This is a genomic window from Brucella sp. IR073, assembly GCF_049065735.1.
GTDB lineage: Bacteria > Pseudomonadota > Alphaproteobacteria > Rhizobiales > Rhizobiaceae > Paramesorhizobium.
Genome location: NZ_JBAKHD010000001.1, coordinates 368,338 through 382,004, shown reverse-complemented (window position 1 = coordinate 382,004; position 13,667 = coordinate 368,338). Strand labels below are relative to the sequence as shown.

The window sequence follows — 13,667 nt, the reverse complement described above, 5'->3', positions numbered from 1 at the left end:
GGCGTTATTATGATATCGTATATGATATCACGTCAAGCGCTAGCCGATTGCCTCTTCACCAGCAGCCCCTCCAGCAGCGATCTGAACACCGCGACAACCTTCCGCGACGTCGCTTCCGGGTCATCGGAATTGGCAATTGCTTGCGAGGCCTGGCTGCTGGCGCCGTTGATGAGGCGTGCTACGAGCCATGGGTCGAGGCCGGGCTTCACCACCCCCTCCTCCTGCAAGAGCTTGAGGCTATCTGCCATCGAGGCGGTGCAGGTGTTGGCGTTCGGCCATTGCGAGGGGTCGCCCAGCACGGCGGGCCCGTCGCGGAACATGATGCGCTGGATTTCCGGCTCCAGCGCCATCTCGATATAGCTCGTGCATTCCTCGACGAAGCTCTCCCAGCGCGTCGGTGCATTCTTGGCCATTTCGTGCACCCGCGCCGACATCTCGGTGTCGATTTCGGCGATGACAGCCTGGAGCAGGCCCTTCTTGTCGCCGAAATGATGGTAGAGCGCGCCCCGCGTCAGGCCGGCGGCGGCGGTGAAATCATCCATGGACGCCTCCGCATAGCCGACCGTGCCGAACGCCTCGCGCGCGGCGCCGAGCAGCTTGGCGCGCGTTTCGGCAATCATTTCCCTGCGCGGCTTGTGAGCCATTTCATCTCCCTTTCCATACATCGCGTATATTAATTGACATACGCTGCGTATGCAATTATCTATTCTCATACGCTACGTATGTAAGTGGCGCTTCCCCGATTCTTCAGGAGCTACCGATGTCCAATCCTTATAGCGAAATCTTCCGGGCGCCAGGCGCCAAAGGGTTCGCCGCCGCAGGGTTCTTCGCCCGGCTGCCCATCGCCATGGCGCCCATCGGCATTGTCGCCATGCTGTCGCAGACCCATGGCGAATACTGGCTTGCTGGCGCCGTATCCGCCACTTTTGCGCTGACCAATGCCCTCCTCGCGCCGCAAATTTCCCGGCTGGTGGACCGTGCAGGCCAAGCCAAAGTGCTGGCGCCGGCGACGGCCGTTGCCGTCGCCGCGTTTACCTTGCTGCTCCTTGCCACGCATTTGCGCTGGCCGATATGGACGCTTTTCGTCTCCGCATTCTTCGCCGCCGCCATGCCGAGCATTCCGGCGATGTTGCGGGCGCGATGGACGGAGCTCTTCCGGGACCGGCCCGAGCTCAACACCGCCTTCGCTTTCGAATCGGCGGCAGATGAGCTGGTCTATATTTCCGGCGCGTCGCTTTCGGTGGGGCTGAGCGTCTCGCTCTTTCCCGAGGCGGGCATGCTGGCTAGCACGCTGTTCCTCGCCTTCGGCTCCATTGCCTTCATTCTGCAGCGCTCGACAGAACCCAAGGTGCGGCCCGTCACGCATGATGCGACCGGCTCCGCCATTCGCCTGCGTCCGGTGCAGATCATCACCTTCGCGCTCATCTTCGTCGGCGCGACCTTCGCGACCGCCGAAGTCAGCACGGTCGCGATCACCAAAGCGCTCGGCCATCCCGACGCGGCGAGCCTCGTCATCGGGGTCTATGCCGTGGGCTCCTTTGTCGTTGGCCTTCTCGTCGGAGCGCTGAAACTCACCATGCCGCTGCAAAGGCAGCTCGCCATCGCCATCGGCATCATCGCGCTGACGACGCTGCCGCTGTTGATGGAGCATACGGTGGCAACGCTAGCGCTCGCCGTCTTCGTCAGCGGCATCGCGATCTCCCCCACCTTCATCACCGCCTTCGGCCTTATCGAACGCCGCGTGCCCGAGGCCATGCTGACGGAAGGCGTGACCTGGGTCATGACCGGCATCGGCATCGGCATGGCGCTCGGCTCATTCGTCACCGGCTGGGTGGTCGACGTCTTCGGCGCGCAGAACGGCTTCTGGGTGTCGGTGGCCTCGGGCGTGATTGCGCTCGCGACCGTGCTGCTGGGGCAGAAGACGCTGGCGGGAGAGCGGGGACGGACGGAGGCTGTGGCGGCGGTGGCGGGGTGAGGCGACGCCCTCCTTCCCCCTTGCGGGGATTGAGGAGCGTTCGGCCGCAGGCCGAGGAAAAGCCAACGATTTGGCTTTTCCAGCGACGAACCCCGCGTAGCGGGCGGATGGAGGTGGTGACGTCGCACTTCTGCTTGAGACCTTGGCGGAACGTCACCACCCCCACCCGTCCGCTAACGCGGCCACCCTCCCCGCAAGGGGGAGGGAGGGCGCGAGCCCGCAAAAGTCGGCGCCAAGCTTACAAAATCTCCGTCTTCACGATCTTTATCCCGAACCCCTCCAGCCCGACATAATGCCGCTCACGTGACGCCAGAAGCCGGATGGAGGTAATCCCAAGATCCTTCAATATCTGCGCGCCGAGGCCGATCTGGCGCCATTCTTCCTCGCGGGCGCGGGCTTCGGCGTGGGATTCACGGTCGGCGGGGATGGCGTCGCGGGCGCGGGCGTCGCTGACCGCCTCGCGGACGCCGACAGAGCCCTGCCGCAGATAGACCAGCACGCCGCGCTTCGCCTCGGCCATGCGCTTCAGGATCGCGTCGAGGCTGCAGACGCCGCCGAACACATCCGACAGCACATCCTCGCGCTGGAGGCGCACGGAGACGTCCTCGCCGTCTCTGATATCGCCGAAGACGATGGCGACGTGCTGCATCGGCTCCCAGGGCAATTGATAGGTATAGGCTTTGGCGGGGCCGGCGGAGGTTTCGACCGGCGCCTCGTTCACCCGCTCGACCAGCGTTTCCTTGCGCTGGCGATAGGCGATCAAATCCGCGACCGTGACGGTCTGGAGTTTGTGCTCTTCGGCGAATGCGGCGATCTGCGGCCCGCGCATGACGGAGCCGTCATCATTGACCAATTCGCAGATGACGCCGATGGGCGGCAGGCCCGCGAGCTTGCACAGGTCGACAGCCGCTTCCGTGTGCCCGGAGCGCATCAACACCCCGCCCTCGCGCGCGACGAGCGGGAAGATGTGGCCGGGACGGACGAAATCGGCGGCGCCCGCATTGGGGTTGGCGAGGTTGCGCACCGTCAGCGTGCGGTCGTCGGCGGAGATGCCTGTCGTGGTGCCGTGACGGTAATCGACGGTGACGGTGAAGGCCGTCGTATGGGCGGATTCATTGTCCGCCACCATGGGCGTCAGGTTCAGGCGCTTGGCCTCCTCGCGCGGCATGGGGGTGCAGACGATGCCGGAGGTGTGGCGGACGATGAAGGCCATCTTCTCCGGCGTGCAATGCACCGCCGCGACGATCAAATCGCCCTCATTCTCGCGGCCGTCGTCATCGGTGACGACAACGATCTCCCCACGCTCGAAGGCGCGGATGGCATCGACGGTGCGTTTTTGGTCGAAGGTCATTCAGCAATCCTTACAGTTCAATTGAAATGCTGCCTTGGCGGTAACCCGTCTCGCCGTCATTCTCGGGCTTGTCCCGAGAATCTGCGACGAGGAAAGGAAAAGCGATTACCGTCCTGAAAATCGTACCGTTGTAGATTCTCGGGACAAGCCCGAGAATGACGTCAGGCGAACCATTCACCCCTTCCCCGTCTGCCCCCGATGCCTCAGATAATGGTCCGCAATGGCGCAGGCGACCATGGCCTCGCCGATGGGAACGGCGCGGATGCCGACGCAGGGGTCGTGGCGGCCCTTGGTCATCACGTCCACCTCATGGCCGTCCTTGTCGATGGAGCGGCGCGGGGTGAGGATCGAGGATGTCGGCTTCACCGCGAAACGCGCGACGACGGGCGCGCCGGTGGCGATGCCGCCCAGAATGCCGCCCGCATGGTTGGAGAGGAAGACGGGCTTGCCATCCGGGCCGATGCGCATTTCATCGGCATTTTCCTCGCCGGTCAGCCGCGCGGCCTCGAAGCCATTGCCGATTTCGACGCCTTTGACGGCGTTGATCGACATCAGATAGCTGGCGATGTCCTGATCGAGCTTGGCATAGATCGGCGCGCCCAGACCTGCCGGAACGCCTTCGGCGACGATCTCGATAATGGCGCCCACGGACGAGCCCGCCTTGCGCAGGCCATCGAGATATTCGGCGAAGATTTCCACCGAGCCGGCGTCGGGGGTGAAGAAGGGGTTGTTGTCGACTTGCGCCCAGTCCCAGCGGGTGCGGTCGATGTCATGCACGCCCATCGCCACCAGCGCGCCGCGCACGGTCAGGCCCGGCACGACCTTACGCGCGATGGCGCCTGCGGCGACCCGTGCGGCGGTTTCACGCGCCGAGGAGCGCCCGCCGCCGCGATAGTCGCGGATGCCGTATTTGACGTCATAGGTATAGTCGGCATGGCCGGGGCGGTATTGGCGGGCGATATCGCCATAATCCTTGGAACGCTGGTCGGTGTTCTCCATCATCATCGAGATCGGCGTGCCGGTCGTCACCATGGTCACGCCGTCATCTTCGATGAGCACGCCCGAGAGCACGCGCACCTGATCCGGCTCGCGGCGCTGGGTGGTGTATTTCGACTGGCCGGGCTTGCGCTTGTCCAGATAGGACTGGATCTCTGCTTCGGTGAAGCGGATGCCGGGCGGGCAGCCATCGACGACGCAGCCCAGCGCGGGACCATGGCTCTCACCCCAGGTGGTGACGCGAAACAGATGGCCGAACGTATTGTGAGACATGAATTTCCTCAGGAGCCCCCGAGCCGGGCAATAACAGCGCAGGTTTTATGGGGGATTCGCGCGCCGGTCAAATCGCGCGGGCCAATTTGGCCGCAATTGTGTCGGAACGCGCGATTCAGTGCATTTCCTGCCTAAAAAATTCCTTAATACAAGTTTTTCCGATAATTATTTTGACATAATCCGCCGTCTATTCTTCACTTCGGCTCGTTGGATTCTTATCGGGGAAGACCGCCATGCAGATTTTCATCGCCCTGCTTTTTGTGTTCGTATCGCTTTTTTCGACGATCGCCATGGCGGATGACGCCCAGGGCAAGATCACGCATATCGACGAGGAGAGCAACACGATCACGCTCGATGACGGCAATGTCTACAAGCTGCCGGGCGAGTTCGACTACAGCGCCATCAACGAGGGCATGAAGGTCGCGCTGTCCTACGATGTCGTCGATAAGGACCGGTTCATTACGGATATCGAAGAGACGGAATAGCTAAATCCACGTCAGCTTGCCCTCCTCCAGCCGCAGCAGACGGTCCTGCGGGATGGAGAGGTTGGCGGCTTCGTGGCCGTCCATTTTCTCGATGAGATAAAACAGCGTGCGGATGCAGCCACCATGGGTGACGCAGACGGTGGGCTGCTTCACGCTTTCCAGCCAATCACCGATGCGCCCGGCCAGCACCATGTAGCTTTCAGCACCCTCGCCGGGGGGCACGAAATTCCACTTGTCGCGGGCGCGCGCCTCGACCAGATCGCTCCGCTCGGCGGCGATGTCTTCGAGCATATAGCCCTGCCAGTCGCCGAAATTGACTTCCATCAATTGCGGATCGGTGCGGAAGGCATAAGGGTCCAGCCCCATACGGGCGCGGATGCGCTCCATGGTCTCGCGGGTGCGCCGGAGCGGGCTGGCGACGAAATCGAAACCGGCACCCGTGCCGATCAGCGATTTCAGCATGTCGCCATTGCGGTCGGCCTGCGCGCGGCCATGGGCGTTGATATCGATATCGATCTGCCCCTGGATGCGTTGCGACACGTTCCAGTCCGTCTCGCCGTGACGCGAGAAGTAAATGATGTCCCGTATCACAGCGAATATAATCCCGATTAATCTTTGACGACGGAGATATCAGGCGCGTCAACGGCCTTCATGCCGACGACATGATAGCCCGAATCGGCGTGGTGCACCTCGCCCGTCACCGAGCGTGAGAGGTCGGAGAGGAAATAGAGACCGACATCGCCCACTTCCTCGATGGTGACGGTGCGGCGCAGCGGCGCGTTATACTCGTTCCATTTGAGGATATAGCGGAAATCGCCGATACCCGAAGCGGCGAGCGTCTTGATCGGGCCGGCGGAGATGGCGTTGACGCGGATGTTCTGCGGGCCGAGATCGACGGCGAGATATTTGACGCTCGCCTCCAGCGCGGCCTTGGCGACGCCCATGACGTTGTAGTTGGGCATTACCTTCTCGGCGCCGTAATAGGTCAGCGTCAGGATCGAGCCGCCATCGGTCATCAGCTTCTCGGCGCGCTTGGCGATGGCCGTCAGCGAATAGACCGAGATCAGCATCGTCTTGGAGAAATTGGCTTCGGACGTATCGACATAGCGCCCCGTCAGCTCGTCCTTGTCGGAAAAGCCGATGGCATGGACGACGAAATCGAGCTTGCCCCATTTCTTTTCGAGCGTCTCGAAGACGGCGTCGATGGTGGCGGCGTCGGCGACATCGCAATGGCCGCAGACGAAAGCGCCCAGCTCCTCGGCCAGCGGCTCCACGCGCTTCTTCAGCGCCTCGCCCTGATAGGTGAACGCAAGCTCCGCCCCCGCCTCATGGGCGGCCTTGGCGATGCCCCATGCGATGGAACGGTTGTTCGCGACGCCAAGGATAAGGCCGCGTTTCCCCTGCAACAAACCAGATTTGGCGGTCATTACCCGACCCTCGTCAAAATTGTTCTGAAGCGACACAGAGCAAGCCCAGGAAAAGTGCGAAGCGGTTTTCCGTCCGGACTTGCGCATAAACCTAGCGCCGTATTGCATAGCCGCGCGCGGGCTTCAAGCAAGAGCGGGCGAAAAAGGCGGGATTAATCAGAAACTTGATATATCGGGGTGTAACTTGGGGCTTCCCCTCCCCCTTGCGGGGAGGGTGGCCCGTAGGGCCGGGTGGGGGTGGTGACGTTTACACCATATTCTCCAACAAAAGCGCAAACGTCACCACCCCCATCCGTCTGCTCCGCAGACACCTTCCCCGCAAGGGGGGAAGGAAGGAGCGAGCCGTTAAGCCGCCCGCTGCCTCTCCATCAGCGCCTCCAGCTCCGGGTCGCCGCCGTCAGGCAGCATGATGCGGACGTGGACGAAAAGATCGGCGCGTTCGCCTGCCTTCTGCGGCAGGCCCTTGCCTTTCAGGCGCAGCACGCGATCGGAACTTGACCACGCAGGCACCTTCACCGCCACGCGGCCATCGAGCGTTTCCACCTCGATGCGCGCGCCCAGCACGGCGTCCGCCAGCGACACCGGCAGGTCGAGATGCAGATCGCGGCCTTTCAACTCGAAGCGCGGGTGCTGCCTCAAATGGATCGTCACCAGCGCGTCGCCGGGCGCGCCGCCCGGCATCGGCTCGCCCTGCCCTTTCAGGCGGATGGTCTGGCCCTCCTCGACATATTTCGGCAGCTTGATCGCCAGCCGCTTGCCGTTCGGGAAAACCGCCTCGACCTTCTCCGCGCCCGCGGCCTGTTCCAGCGATATGTCGATGGACGCCGAGAGATCCGCGCCCTTGGCCGGTCTGCCACGCGCCCGCGCACCCGCCGCGCCGCCGCCGAAGAGGTCATTCAATATGTCCTCCGCGCCGCCAAAACCGCCCTGGCCGAAGCCCCCGCCCGGCCCGGTGCGGAACTCGAAATGCGTGTTCTGGCCAGCGCCTGCCCCTGCCCGGCGCGCGAAATCGGCAAAGGGATCGCCGCCGGGATGATAACCCTGGAAGCCCTGGAATGCCGGCTTGCCCTCGGCATCGATCTCGCCACGGTCGAACTGCGCCCGGCGTTCCTTGTCGGAGAGGATGTCATAGGCTTGGCTCGCCTCGGCAAAGCGCTCCTTCGCCTTTGGATCATCCGGGTTCTGGTCGGGATGATATTTCTTGGCGAGCTTGCGGTATGCCGATTTTATCTCTTCGGGCTTCGCCGTTTTGGCGACGCCCAGCACGCTATAGGGATCGCGCATATTGTTCCTCGTTGCGGAAGGAGATCAGAAATTCGAAGTAGATATGCGTATTGACCGGTGAAACTTCCAGATTTCTCCAGAAAATCCGCCGCTTAGCTGATGCAAGCGGAGCCAAGCGCCTCAAATCGGCGCGAAGGATTTCAGCATCCACGCGCCGTCCTTTTCGAGGCAGGTCTCGCCCTTATAGATCGAAACGCCGTCGAACGCCTCGCGCGAGGTCTGAAAGCGGCGGCAGAGGCCGGTCTCGTTCTTCGTCTCCGCCACGGTCGTGATGGTGCCCTGGCTGCCCGTCTCCGGATTGGCCCAGGGAATGGGCGTCTCGCCCCATTTGCGGAAATCGAGCGCCGAGACGACGTTGCGCACCGTGGCCTGGTCGGAGAGCTTGCCCTTGTCGGTCTCGGCCTGTTGCGCAGCAGGGACGGAGCCGGTAATGGTCGCACTATCGGGAACGGCGCTCTCGATGCTGAACCCCTTCATGGCGCAGCCGGCAAGGACGCCAAGCGTCAACACCGCCGAGAGGCGATAAAGACAAGCTGCGGAGACTCGAGTGGGGCGCGCATTCCTTAATGCCAATGCCTTTCCCTTTTGCTGATATCGACGAGGCGAAATTATGGGCGACACGGAGTTAACAAGCGGTGACTTTACTGAGGCGCAAGAGCCGTTTCAACTCTTCGCCCAGTGGCTTTCCGACGCGACGAAATCCGAACCCAACGATGCCAACGCTCTGGCGCTGGCAAGCGTGGACGAAAACGGCATGCCGAACGTCAGAATGGTGCTTTTGAAGGGCTTTGACGAGCAGGGCTTCGTTTTTTACACAAATTATGAAAGCCAGAAAGGGCGCGAGATTCTGGGCCAGCAGAAGGCCGCCATGTGCTTCCACTGGAAATCGCTGCGCCGGCAGGTGCGCGTGCGGGGGCCCGTCGAACCGGTGAGCGATTCGGAGGCCGACGCCTATTACGCCTCGCGCCCGCGCGGCAGCCGCATTGGCGCATGGGCCTCGAAACAGTCGCGTCCGCTCGAAAGCCGTTTCGCCCTGGAAAAGGCCGTCGCCGAGTATACGGCGCGCTATGCCATCGGCGAAATCCCCCGCCCGCCGCACTGGTCCGGCTTCCGGCTCAAGCCCGTTTCCATCGAGTTCTGGCACGACCGCCCCTTCCGCCTTCACGACCGGGTGGTGTTTACGCGCGAAACACCGGAGGGGGGATGGGAGAAGACCCGGCTTTATCCGTAAGTGTATTGCGATTTGCATTACATTCGGGTATGGTATGCGCACCATAGGAGTGTAACATGGCCAACATAGCCCAGAGGAAGGAAACGCCCGTCTCCATGCGGTTTCGCGACGATGATCTGTCTATCATCGATCGCGGCGCGGAACTGCGCGGTCTATCGCGCACTGAATTCGTGCGCCAGGCAGCTTTGCAGGAGGCGCAACTGGCGATCTTGAACGAAACTGTCATCCGGCTTTCCCCGGACGATTACGATGCCTTCCTTAAAATGATTTCGGCTCCAACCACCCCTCCCTCACCAAAAGCAGTCGAGCGGCTCCGCCGTTCAGCACCGTGGGAGCAGTAGATTGCGGGTCACGCTTTCAGGCATTGAACCGCTGGACGACACACACCGGCTTGATGCTTTCGACTGCGGCAAACCAGCACTCAATACGTGGCTTGTCAACTTTGCCAGATCCAACCAGACTCGCGGCTTTACACGTGTTCTTGTCGTTCACGATCGCGGAGAAGTAGTCGGTTATTATGGGCTGGCGCCTACGGCGATCCCATCGAAGGCCGTGCCGCGCGCCATCCGAACCGGGCGCGCACCAGACCCAATCCCTTGCCTTCTGATTGGACAGCTCGCTGTCGACCGGCGATATGCGGGCCAAGGGATCGGTAGTGGATTGGTCAGGGATGCGCTGCGAAGGTGTATCGCCGGAGCAGATATCGTTGGCGGTCGTGCCGTCGTCGTCAGGGCGCTCGACACCGAAGCCGAGCACTATTGGCGGGGCTGGGATTTCATCCCTGCATCTGACACCCCATCGATCCTCATGAGGTCCATTCAGGATATCCGCCTCTTGCTGATGGGTGAGCAAGATGGTGAACGGTGAGATAGCGCCTGGGCTAGGTGTTCGCCCCTAAACCACCGGCTTCACCGCCACCCAAAGCCCGCCCAGAACCAGCCCGAGGAAGATCAGCCAGCCGACCATATTGTTAGACTTGAACAGCCGCAGGCATTGGTCCGGGTTGTCGATGTCGAGCGTGACGATCTGGCGATACATATGCGCGCCCGCGGCGAAGAGGCCGGCGACAGCGGGGAAAGGCACATCGGCGGTGGCGAAGGCGGCGAGGAAGAGGGCCAGCGCGCTGCCATAGAGCGCGAAGAGCGCCTCCTTCGTCCTGGCGCCGAAGAGGCGGGCGGTGGAGCGGACGCCGACCAGCGCGTCGTCCTCCTTGTCCTGATGGGCGTAGATGGTGTCGTAGCCGATGGTCCAGAGGATTGCCCCGGCGTAGAGTAGCAGCGGCGGAAGTGCGAGACTGCCCTGGTCCGCCGCCCAGCCCATCAGCGCGCCCCATGAAAAGGCCAGCCCCAGCACTAATTGCGGCCAGTCGGTGATCCGCTTCATGAAGGGATAGGCCGCGACGATAATGAGGGAGGCGAAGCCGAGGAGGATCGAGAACAGATTGAACTGCAGCACCACGGCGAGGCCGACCAGCGCCTGCAGGACGAGGAAGATCTTTGCCTGCGCACGTGTCACTTGTCCGGAAGGAAGGGGCCGTGAGCGGGTGCGCGCCACCTTGTCGTCGATGTCCTGATCGACGAGATCGTTATAGGTGCAGCCCGCGCCGCGCATGGTGATGGCGCCGATGAGGAAAAGCAGCAAATGCCATGGCGAGGGGATGAGCGCCCATATGTCTTCGCCGGGATGCGCACCCGCCGCCGCAACCAGCGCCACCGACCACCCGCAGGGCCAGAGCAGCAATTGCCAGCCGATGGGCCTGTCCCAGCGGGCCAATTGCGCATAGGGCCAAAGCCATCGTGGCAGCGCCCGGTAGACCCAATGGCCTGATGGCGCGTCCATGACGCGGCCTTGTGCATTGCGCGACTGAATCGTTCCGTGTAGTTCGGGCTGCGCCATGGCCGTTTCCCTTCAATTCCGGTCATGTCCTATTCTTATCGTGTGAATGGAGCAAGGCCCATGAAAGTCCTGTTGATCGGCTCAGGCGGACGCGAACACGCGCTGGCCTGGAAAATTTCCGCCTCGCCAGTGCTCGATCAGCTCTATTGCGCGCCCGGCAATCCCGGCATCGCCGAGGTGGCGACCTGCGTGGCGCTCGATGCGGCCGACCATGCGGCGGTCGCGGCTTTCTGCAAGGAAGAGGGAATCGACCTCGTGGTCGTCGGCCCGGAAGCGCCGCTCGTCGCGGGCCTTGCGGACGATTTGCGCGCCGCCGGGATCAAGGTGTTCGGCCCGTCAAAGGCGGCGGCGCAGCTTGAGGGCTCCAAGGGCTTCACCAAGGATCTCTGCGCCCGCTTCAATATTCCGACCGGCGCTTATGGCCGCTTCAACAATGCGCCGAAGGCCAAGGCCTATATCCGCGAGAAAGGCGCGCCCATCGTCGTCAAGGCGGACGGGCTTGCGGCGGGCAAGGGCGTGGTCGTCGCCATGACGCTTCAGGACGCGCTCGATGCAGTGGATGCCTGTTTCGAGGGCGCGTTCGGCTCAGCGGGCGCGGAAGTGGTGGTAGAGGAATATCTCGACGGCGAGGAGGCGAGCTTCTTCTGCCTTTGCGACGGCAAGACCGCCCTCCCCCTCGGCACCGCGCAGGATCACAAGCGCGTCGGCGACGGCGACACGGGCGTCAACACCGGCGGCATGGGGGCCTATTCCCCCGCCCCTGTCATGACGCCTGACATCATCGAACGCACCATGCGCGAGCTCATCGAGCCGACCATGCGCGGCATGGCCGAGATCGGCGCGCCCTTCTCCGGCATTCTCTTCGCCGGGCTGATGATTACCAAGGATGGCCCTAAACTCATCGAATACAACACCCGCTTCGGCGATCCCGAATGCCAGGTTCTGATGATGCGGCTGAAGGACGATCTGCTCTTGCTTCTCAACGCCGCCGCCGATGGCCTGCTCGATCAGGTCTCGATCCGCTGGAACGACGATCCGGCGCTGACCGTGGTGATGGCCGCGAAAGGCTACCCCACCGCACCGGAAAAGGGCAGCGTGATCAAGGGCATCGAGGAAGCCGCGAAGCTGCCCGATGTGCAGATTTTCCACGCGGGCACGGCGATGAAGGATGGCCAGCTCGTCGCCAATGGCGGGCGGGTGCTCAATGTCACCGCCACGGGCAAGAGCGTGCTCGACGCGCAGGCGAAGGCTTATGCGGCGGTAAAGGCAATTGACTGGCCGGGCGGCTTCCACCGCTCCGACATCGGCTGGCGCGCGGTGGAACGGGAGAGGAAGTGAGGCGTATCGGAGGGCTGGTATGCTCAATCTTCCGAATGCAGGTCCTCAAACAATTCTTCAACAGAATCGAATTGCCTGAGACCGCCACGCTCCACTTCAGCGAGGGCATCCAATGTTTCCGCGTTTGCGCGCTCGGGAATAGCGACCTGCCGCATGATTTCCGCTGTCTGTTCATCTGCAGGAAAGAAGGACTCGATCACCAGCTCCGACAGCGTGATATCGACCGCCGTGCCGAAAACTGTCGTGGTGGAGATAAATGACAGCGTGCCCCTGCCGGTGGCGAGGACGAAGGGAACGGCGATGGCGTTGAGGGCTGTGTCCTCCCTGTAGGGCTTGGCGCCTGCCGGCACCGGGTAGGATTTGATCTCCTCGACAAGCGCCGCCAGCGCGGCATCGGGCAGATGGTCCATCTGCCGCTTGAGCCGTTCGATCACATGGGCGCGCCATTGGCGGTAATTGACGATGCGCGGGCCCAGCCCTTTCGGGTGGAGACTGAGGCGCAGGACATTGGCCGGGGGCAAGAGCAGTGTTTCATCCACGCCTTGGATAAGGAACTCGATGGCGCGGTTGGCGGAGATGAGGTTCCAGTGCCTGTCGACGGCGAGGGCCGGATGCGGCTCATGGCCCCTCAGAATGCGATCGACCGCCTCCCTTGCCGTTTTCAGGTCAGGATCATCGAGCGCCCGCTCGCGATAATGAGGCGCATAACCGGCGGCGAGCAGCAGGGCGTTTCGCTCACGCATGGGGATGGCGAGGTGCTCCGCCAGTAGCAGCACCATGTCCCGGCTCGGCTGCGAGCGGCCGGATTCCACGAAGCTTAGGTGGCGCTGGGAGATGCCGGCCTCGGATGCGAGGTCGAGCTGGCTCAAGCGCCTCTTGCGGCGCCAGGACTGGAGGAGATTTCCTGGTGATGCTGATGTCTGGTCCATGCGCAGACACTATCATGATCGCGCATGAATTCTATTACCTTAGATGTAATCGACTTGCCGCGCACCACCGGCGATATTCGGCTCGTTCAATCAAGCCGAAAGGAACACAATCATGACCGCCTATGCCGCCGCCCTCCTCCATAATGTCACCATGGGCCCCGGAATTATCGGATATCTGGAACAGATCGACGAGACCCTGAAGCCCTTCGGCGGACGCTATATCATCCACGGCGCGAAGAAGACCGTTCTGGAAGGCGAATGGCCCGCCGATCTGATCATGATCGCCTTTCCGGACATGGAGCATGCCCGCGCGTGGTACGCCTCCCCGGCCTATCAGAAGATCATGCACCTACGCACCGACAATTCGGAAGGCAGTGTCGTCCTGCTCGACGGTGTGGGCGAAGATCACAAGGCAACGGACATACTGGCGGGATAGGCCGCCGGGATTATTGACGTTTACGTAATAAGCCGATAGCTCTTCT

General features: G+C 62.5%; 16 protein-coding genes. 7 read left to right on the top strand and 9 right to left on the bottom strand.

Annotated elements, in window-relative coordinates:
• Nucleotides 1–32: 32 nt before the first annotated feature.
• The gene (locus ACOWVG_RS01895) at nt 33–644 is read right to left on the bottom strand and encodes a TetR/AcrR family transcriptional regulator (protein WP_420959767.1); all 612 of its coding nucleotides are present in this window, start codon (nt 642–644) and stop codon (nt 33–35) included.
• A gap of 116 nt (nt 645–760) precedes the next feature.
• Here ACOWVG_RS01895 and ACOWVG_RS01890 point away from each other — a divergent pair, with 116 nt between their 5' ends.
• The gene (locus tag ACOWVG_RS01890) at nt 761–1,975 is read left to right on the top strand and encodes an MFS transporter (protein WP_420959766.1); all 1,215 of its coding nucleotides are present in this window, start codon (nt 761–763) and stop codon (nt 1,973–1,975) included.
• A 238-nt stretch (nt 1,976–2,213) separates the two neighbouring features.
• On the opposite strand, the gene ribB is transcribed toward ACOWVG_RS01890, so the two are convergent.
• Entirely contained in the window at nt 2,214–3,326 is a 1,113-nt protein-coding gene (gene ribB / locus ACOWVG_RS01885) for a 3,4-dihydroxy-2-butanone-4-phosphate synthase (protein WP_420959765.1), read from the bottom strand.
• Between the two features lie 174 nt (nt 3,327–3,500).
• Nucleotides 3,501–4,595, bottom strand: coding sequence for a chorismate synthase (aroC, locus tag ACOWVG_RS01880; RefSeq protein ID WP_420959764.1), 1,095 nt, complete (start codon nt 4,593–4,595; stop codon nt 3,501–3,503).
• 233 nt (nt 4,596–4,828) lie between these two features.
• Between aroC and ACOWVG_RS01875 the strand changes: the two genes are divergently transcribed.
• Complete coding sequence (locus tag ACOWVG_RS01875; RefSeq protein ID WP_420959763.1) at nt 4,829–5,080, top strand: DUF1344 domain-containing protein; 252 nt, start codon at nt 4,829–4,831, stop codon at nt 5,078–5,080.
• Here ACOWVG_RS01875 and ACOWVG_RS01870 read toward each other — a convergent pair whose 3' ends face one another.
• The 4 genes from ACOWVG_RS01870 to ACOWVG_RS01855 all read right to left on the bottom strand — a co-directional run bounded on the left by ACOWVG_RS01870 (nt 5,081) and on the right by ACOWVG_RS01855 (nt 8,364).
• Nucleotides 5,081–5,671 carry a histidine phosphatase family protein gene (locus tag ACOWVG_RS01870; RefSeq protein WP_420959762.1) on the bottom strand — a complete coding sequence of 197 codons (591 nt, stop codon included), beginning with the start codon at nt 5,669–5,671 and terminating at the stop codon, nt 5,081–5,083. It lies immediately after the preceding gene.
• Between the two features lie 17 nt (nt 5,672–5,688).
• The gene (gene fabI / locus ACOWVG_RS01865) at nt 5,689–6,507 is read right to left on the bottom strand and encodes an enoyl-ACP reductase FabI (protein ID WP_420959761.1); all 819 of its coding nucleotides are present in this window, start codon (nt 6,505–6,507) and stop codon (nt 5,689–5,691) included.
• Nucleotides 6,508–6,852: 345 nt separating this feature from the next.
• On the bottom strand, nt 6,853–7,791 hold the full coding sequence (locus ACOWVG_RS01860; RefSeq protein WP_420959760.1) for a DnaJ C-terminal domain-containing protein: 939 nt from the start codon (nt 7,789–7,791) through the stop codon (nt 6,853–6,855).
• A gap of 120 nt (nt 7,792–7,911) precedes the next feature.
• A complete protein-coding gene (locus tag ACOWVG_RS01855; protein ID WP_420959759.1) occupies nt 7,912–8,364 on the bottom strand; it encodes an RT0821/Lpp0805 family surface protein in 453 nt (150 codons plus the stop codon).
• 37 nt (nt 8,365–8,401) lie between these two features.
• Here ACOWVG_RS01855 and pdxH point away from each other — a divergent pair, with 37 nt between their 5' ends.
• From pdxH to ACOWVG_RS01840, 3 genes are read left to right on the top strand one after another with little or no spacing between them, the layout of a single operon-like run.
• Nucleotides 8,402–9,022 carry a pyridoxamine 5'-phosphate oxidase gene (pdxH, locus tag ACOWVG_RS01850; RefSeq protein ID WP_420959758.1) on the top strand — a complete coding sequence of 207 codons (621 nt, stop codon included), beginning with the start codon at nt 8,402–8,404 and terminating at the stop codon, nt 9,020–9,022.
• A gap of 56 nt (nt 9,023–9,078) precedes the next feature.
• Nucleotides 9,079–9,363 (top strand): DUF1778 domain-containing protein, encoded by a 285-nt coding sequence (locus tag ACOWVG_RS01845; protein ID WP_420959757.1) that lies wholly within the window; start codon nt 9,079–9,081, stop codon nt 9,361–9,363.
• A gap of 1 nt (nt 9,364) precedes the next feature.
• Nucleotides 9,365–9,889 carry a GNAT family N-acetyltransferase gene (locus ACOWVG_RS01840; protein ID WP_420959756.1) on the top strand — a complete coding sequence of 175 codons (525 nt, stop codon included), beginning with the start codon at nt 9,365–9,367 and terminating at the stop codon, nt 9,887–9,889.
• A 27-nt stretch (nt 9,890–9,916) separates the two neighbouring features.
• Here ACOWVG_RS01840 and ubiA read toward each other — a convergent pair whose 3' ends face one another.
• Entirely contained in the window at nt 9,917–10,918 is a 1,002-nt protein-coding gene (gene ubiA / locus ACOWVG_RS01835; protein ID WP_420959755.1) for a 4-hydroxybenzoate octaprenyltransferase, read from the bottom strand.
• Nucleotides 10,919–10,978: 60 nt separating this feature from the next.
• Between ubiA and purD the strand changes: the two genes are divergently transcribed.
• Nucleotides 10,979–12,256 carry a phosphoribosylamine--glycine ligase gene (gene purD, locus ACOWVG_RS01830; RefSeq protein WP_420959754.1) on the top strand — a complete coding sequence of 426 codons (1,278 nt, stop codon included), beginning with the start codon at nt 10,979–10,981 and terminating at the stop codon, nt 12,254–12,256.
• A gap of 23 nt (nt 12,257–12,279) precedes the next feature.
• Here the strand turns inward: purD and ACOWVG_RS01825 are convergent, their stop codons facing one another.
• The gene (locus ACOWVG_RS01825; RefSeq protein ID WP_420959753.1) at nt 12,280–13,185 is read right to left on the bottom strand and encodes a helix-turn-helix domain-containing protein; all 906 of its coding nucleotides are present in this window, start codon (nt 13,183–13,185) and stop codon (nt 12,280–12,282) included.
• Between the two features lie 112 nt (nt 13,186–13,297).
• Here ACOWVG_RS01825 and ACOWVG_RS01820 point away from each other — a divergent pair, with 112 nt between their 5' ends.
• Nucleotides 13,298–13,621, top strand: a complete 324-nt coding sequence (locus ACOWVG_RS01820; RefSeq protein ID WP_420959752.1) for a DUF1330 domain-containing protein — start codon at nt 13,298–13,300, stop codon at nt 13,619–13,621.
• The last annotated feature ends 46 nt before the right edge of the window (nt 13,622–13,667 follow it).

What these genes read in the sequence shown, in the direction of transcription:
- ACOWVG_RS01860 (WP_420959760.1), bottom strand. Translation starts at nt 7,791, where the DNA reads ATGCGCGATCCCTATAGCGTGCTGGGCGTCGCCAAAACGGCGAAGCCC.
- ACOWVG_RS01875 (WP_420959763.1), top strand. Translation starts at nt 4,829, where the DNA reads ATGCAGATTTTCATCGCCCTGCTTTTTGTGTTCGTATCGCTTTTTTCG.
- fabI (WP_420959761.1), bottom strand. Translation starts at nt 6,507, where the DNA reads ATGACCGCCAAATCTGGTTTGTTGCAGGGGAAACGCGGCCTTATCCTT.
- ACOWVG_RS01890 (WP_420959766.1), top strand. Translation starts at nt 761, where the DNA reads ATGTCCAATCCTTATAGCGAAATCTTCCGGGCGCCAGGCGCCAAAGGG.
- ACOWVG_RS01825 (WP_420959753.1), bottom strand. Translation starts at nt 13,185, where the DNA reads ATGGACCAGACATCAGCATCACCAGGAAATCTCCTCCAGTCCTGGCGC.
- ACOWVG_RS01895 (WP_420959767.1), bottom strand. Translation starts at nt 644, where the DNA reads ATGGCTCACAAGCCGCGCAGGGAAATGATTGCCGAAACGCGCGCCAAG.
- aroC (WP_420959764.1), bottom strand. Translation starts at nt 4,595, where the DNA reads ATGTCTCACAATACGTTCGGCCATCTGTTTCGCGTCACCACCTGGGGT.
- ribB (WP_420959765.1), bottom strand. Translation starts at nt 3,326, where the DNA reads ATGACCTTCGACCAAAAACGCACCGTCGATGCCATCCGCGCCTTCGAG.
- ACOWVG_RS01820 (WP_420959752.1), top strand. Translation starts at nt 13,298, where the DNA reads ATGACCGCCTATGCCGCCGCCCTCCTCCATAATGTCACCATGGGCCCC.
- purD (WP_420959754.1), top strand. Translation starts at nt 10,979, where the DNA reads ATGAAAGTCCTGTTGATCGGCTCAGGCGGACGCGAACACGCGCTGGCC.
- ubiA (WP_420959755.1), bottom strand. Translation starts at nt 10,918, where the DNA reads ATGGCGCAGCCCGAACTACACGGAACGATTCAGTCGCGCAATGCACAA.
- pdxH (WP_420959758.1), top strand. Translation starts at nt 8,402, where the DNA reads ATGGGCGACACGGAGTTAACAAGCGGTGACTTTACTGAGGCGCAAGAG.
- ACOWVG_RS01845 (WP_420959757.1), top strand. Translation starts at nt 9,079, where the DNA reads ATGGCCAACATAGCCCAGAGGAAGGAAACGCCCGTCTCCATGCGGTTT.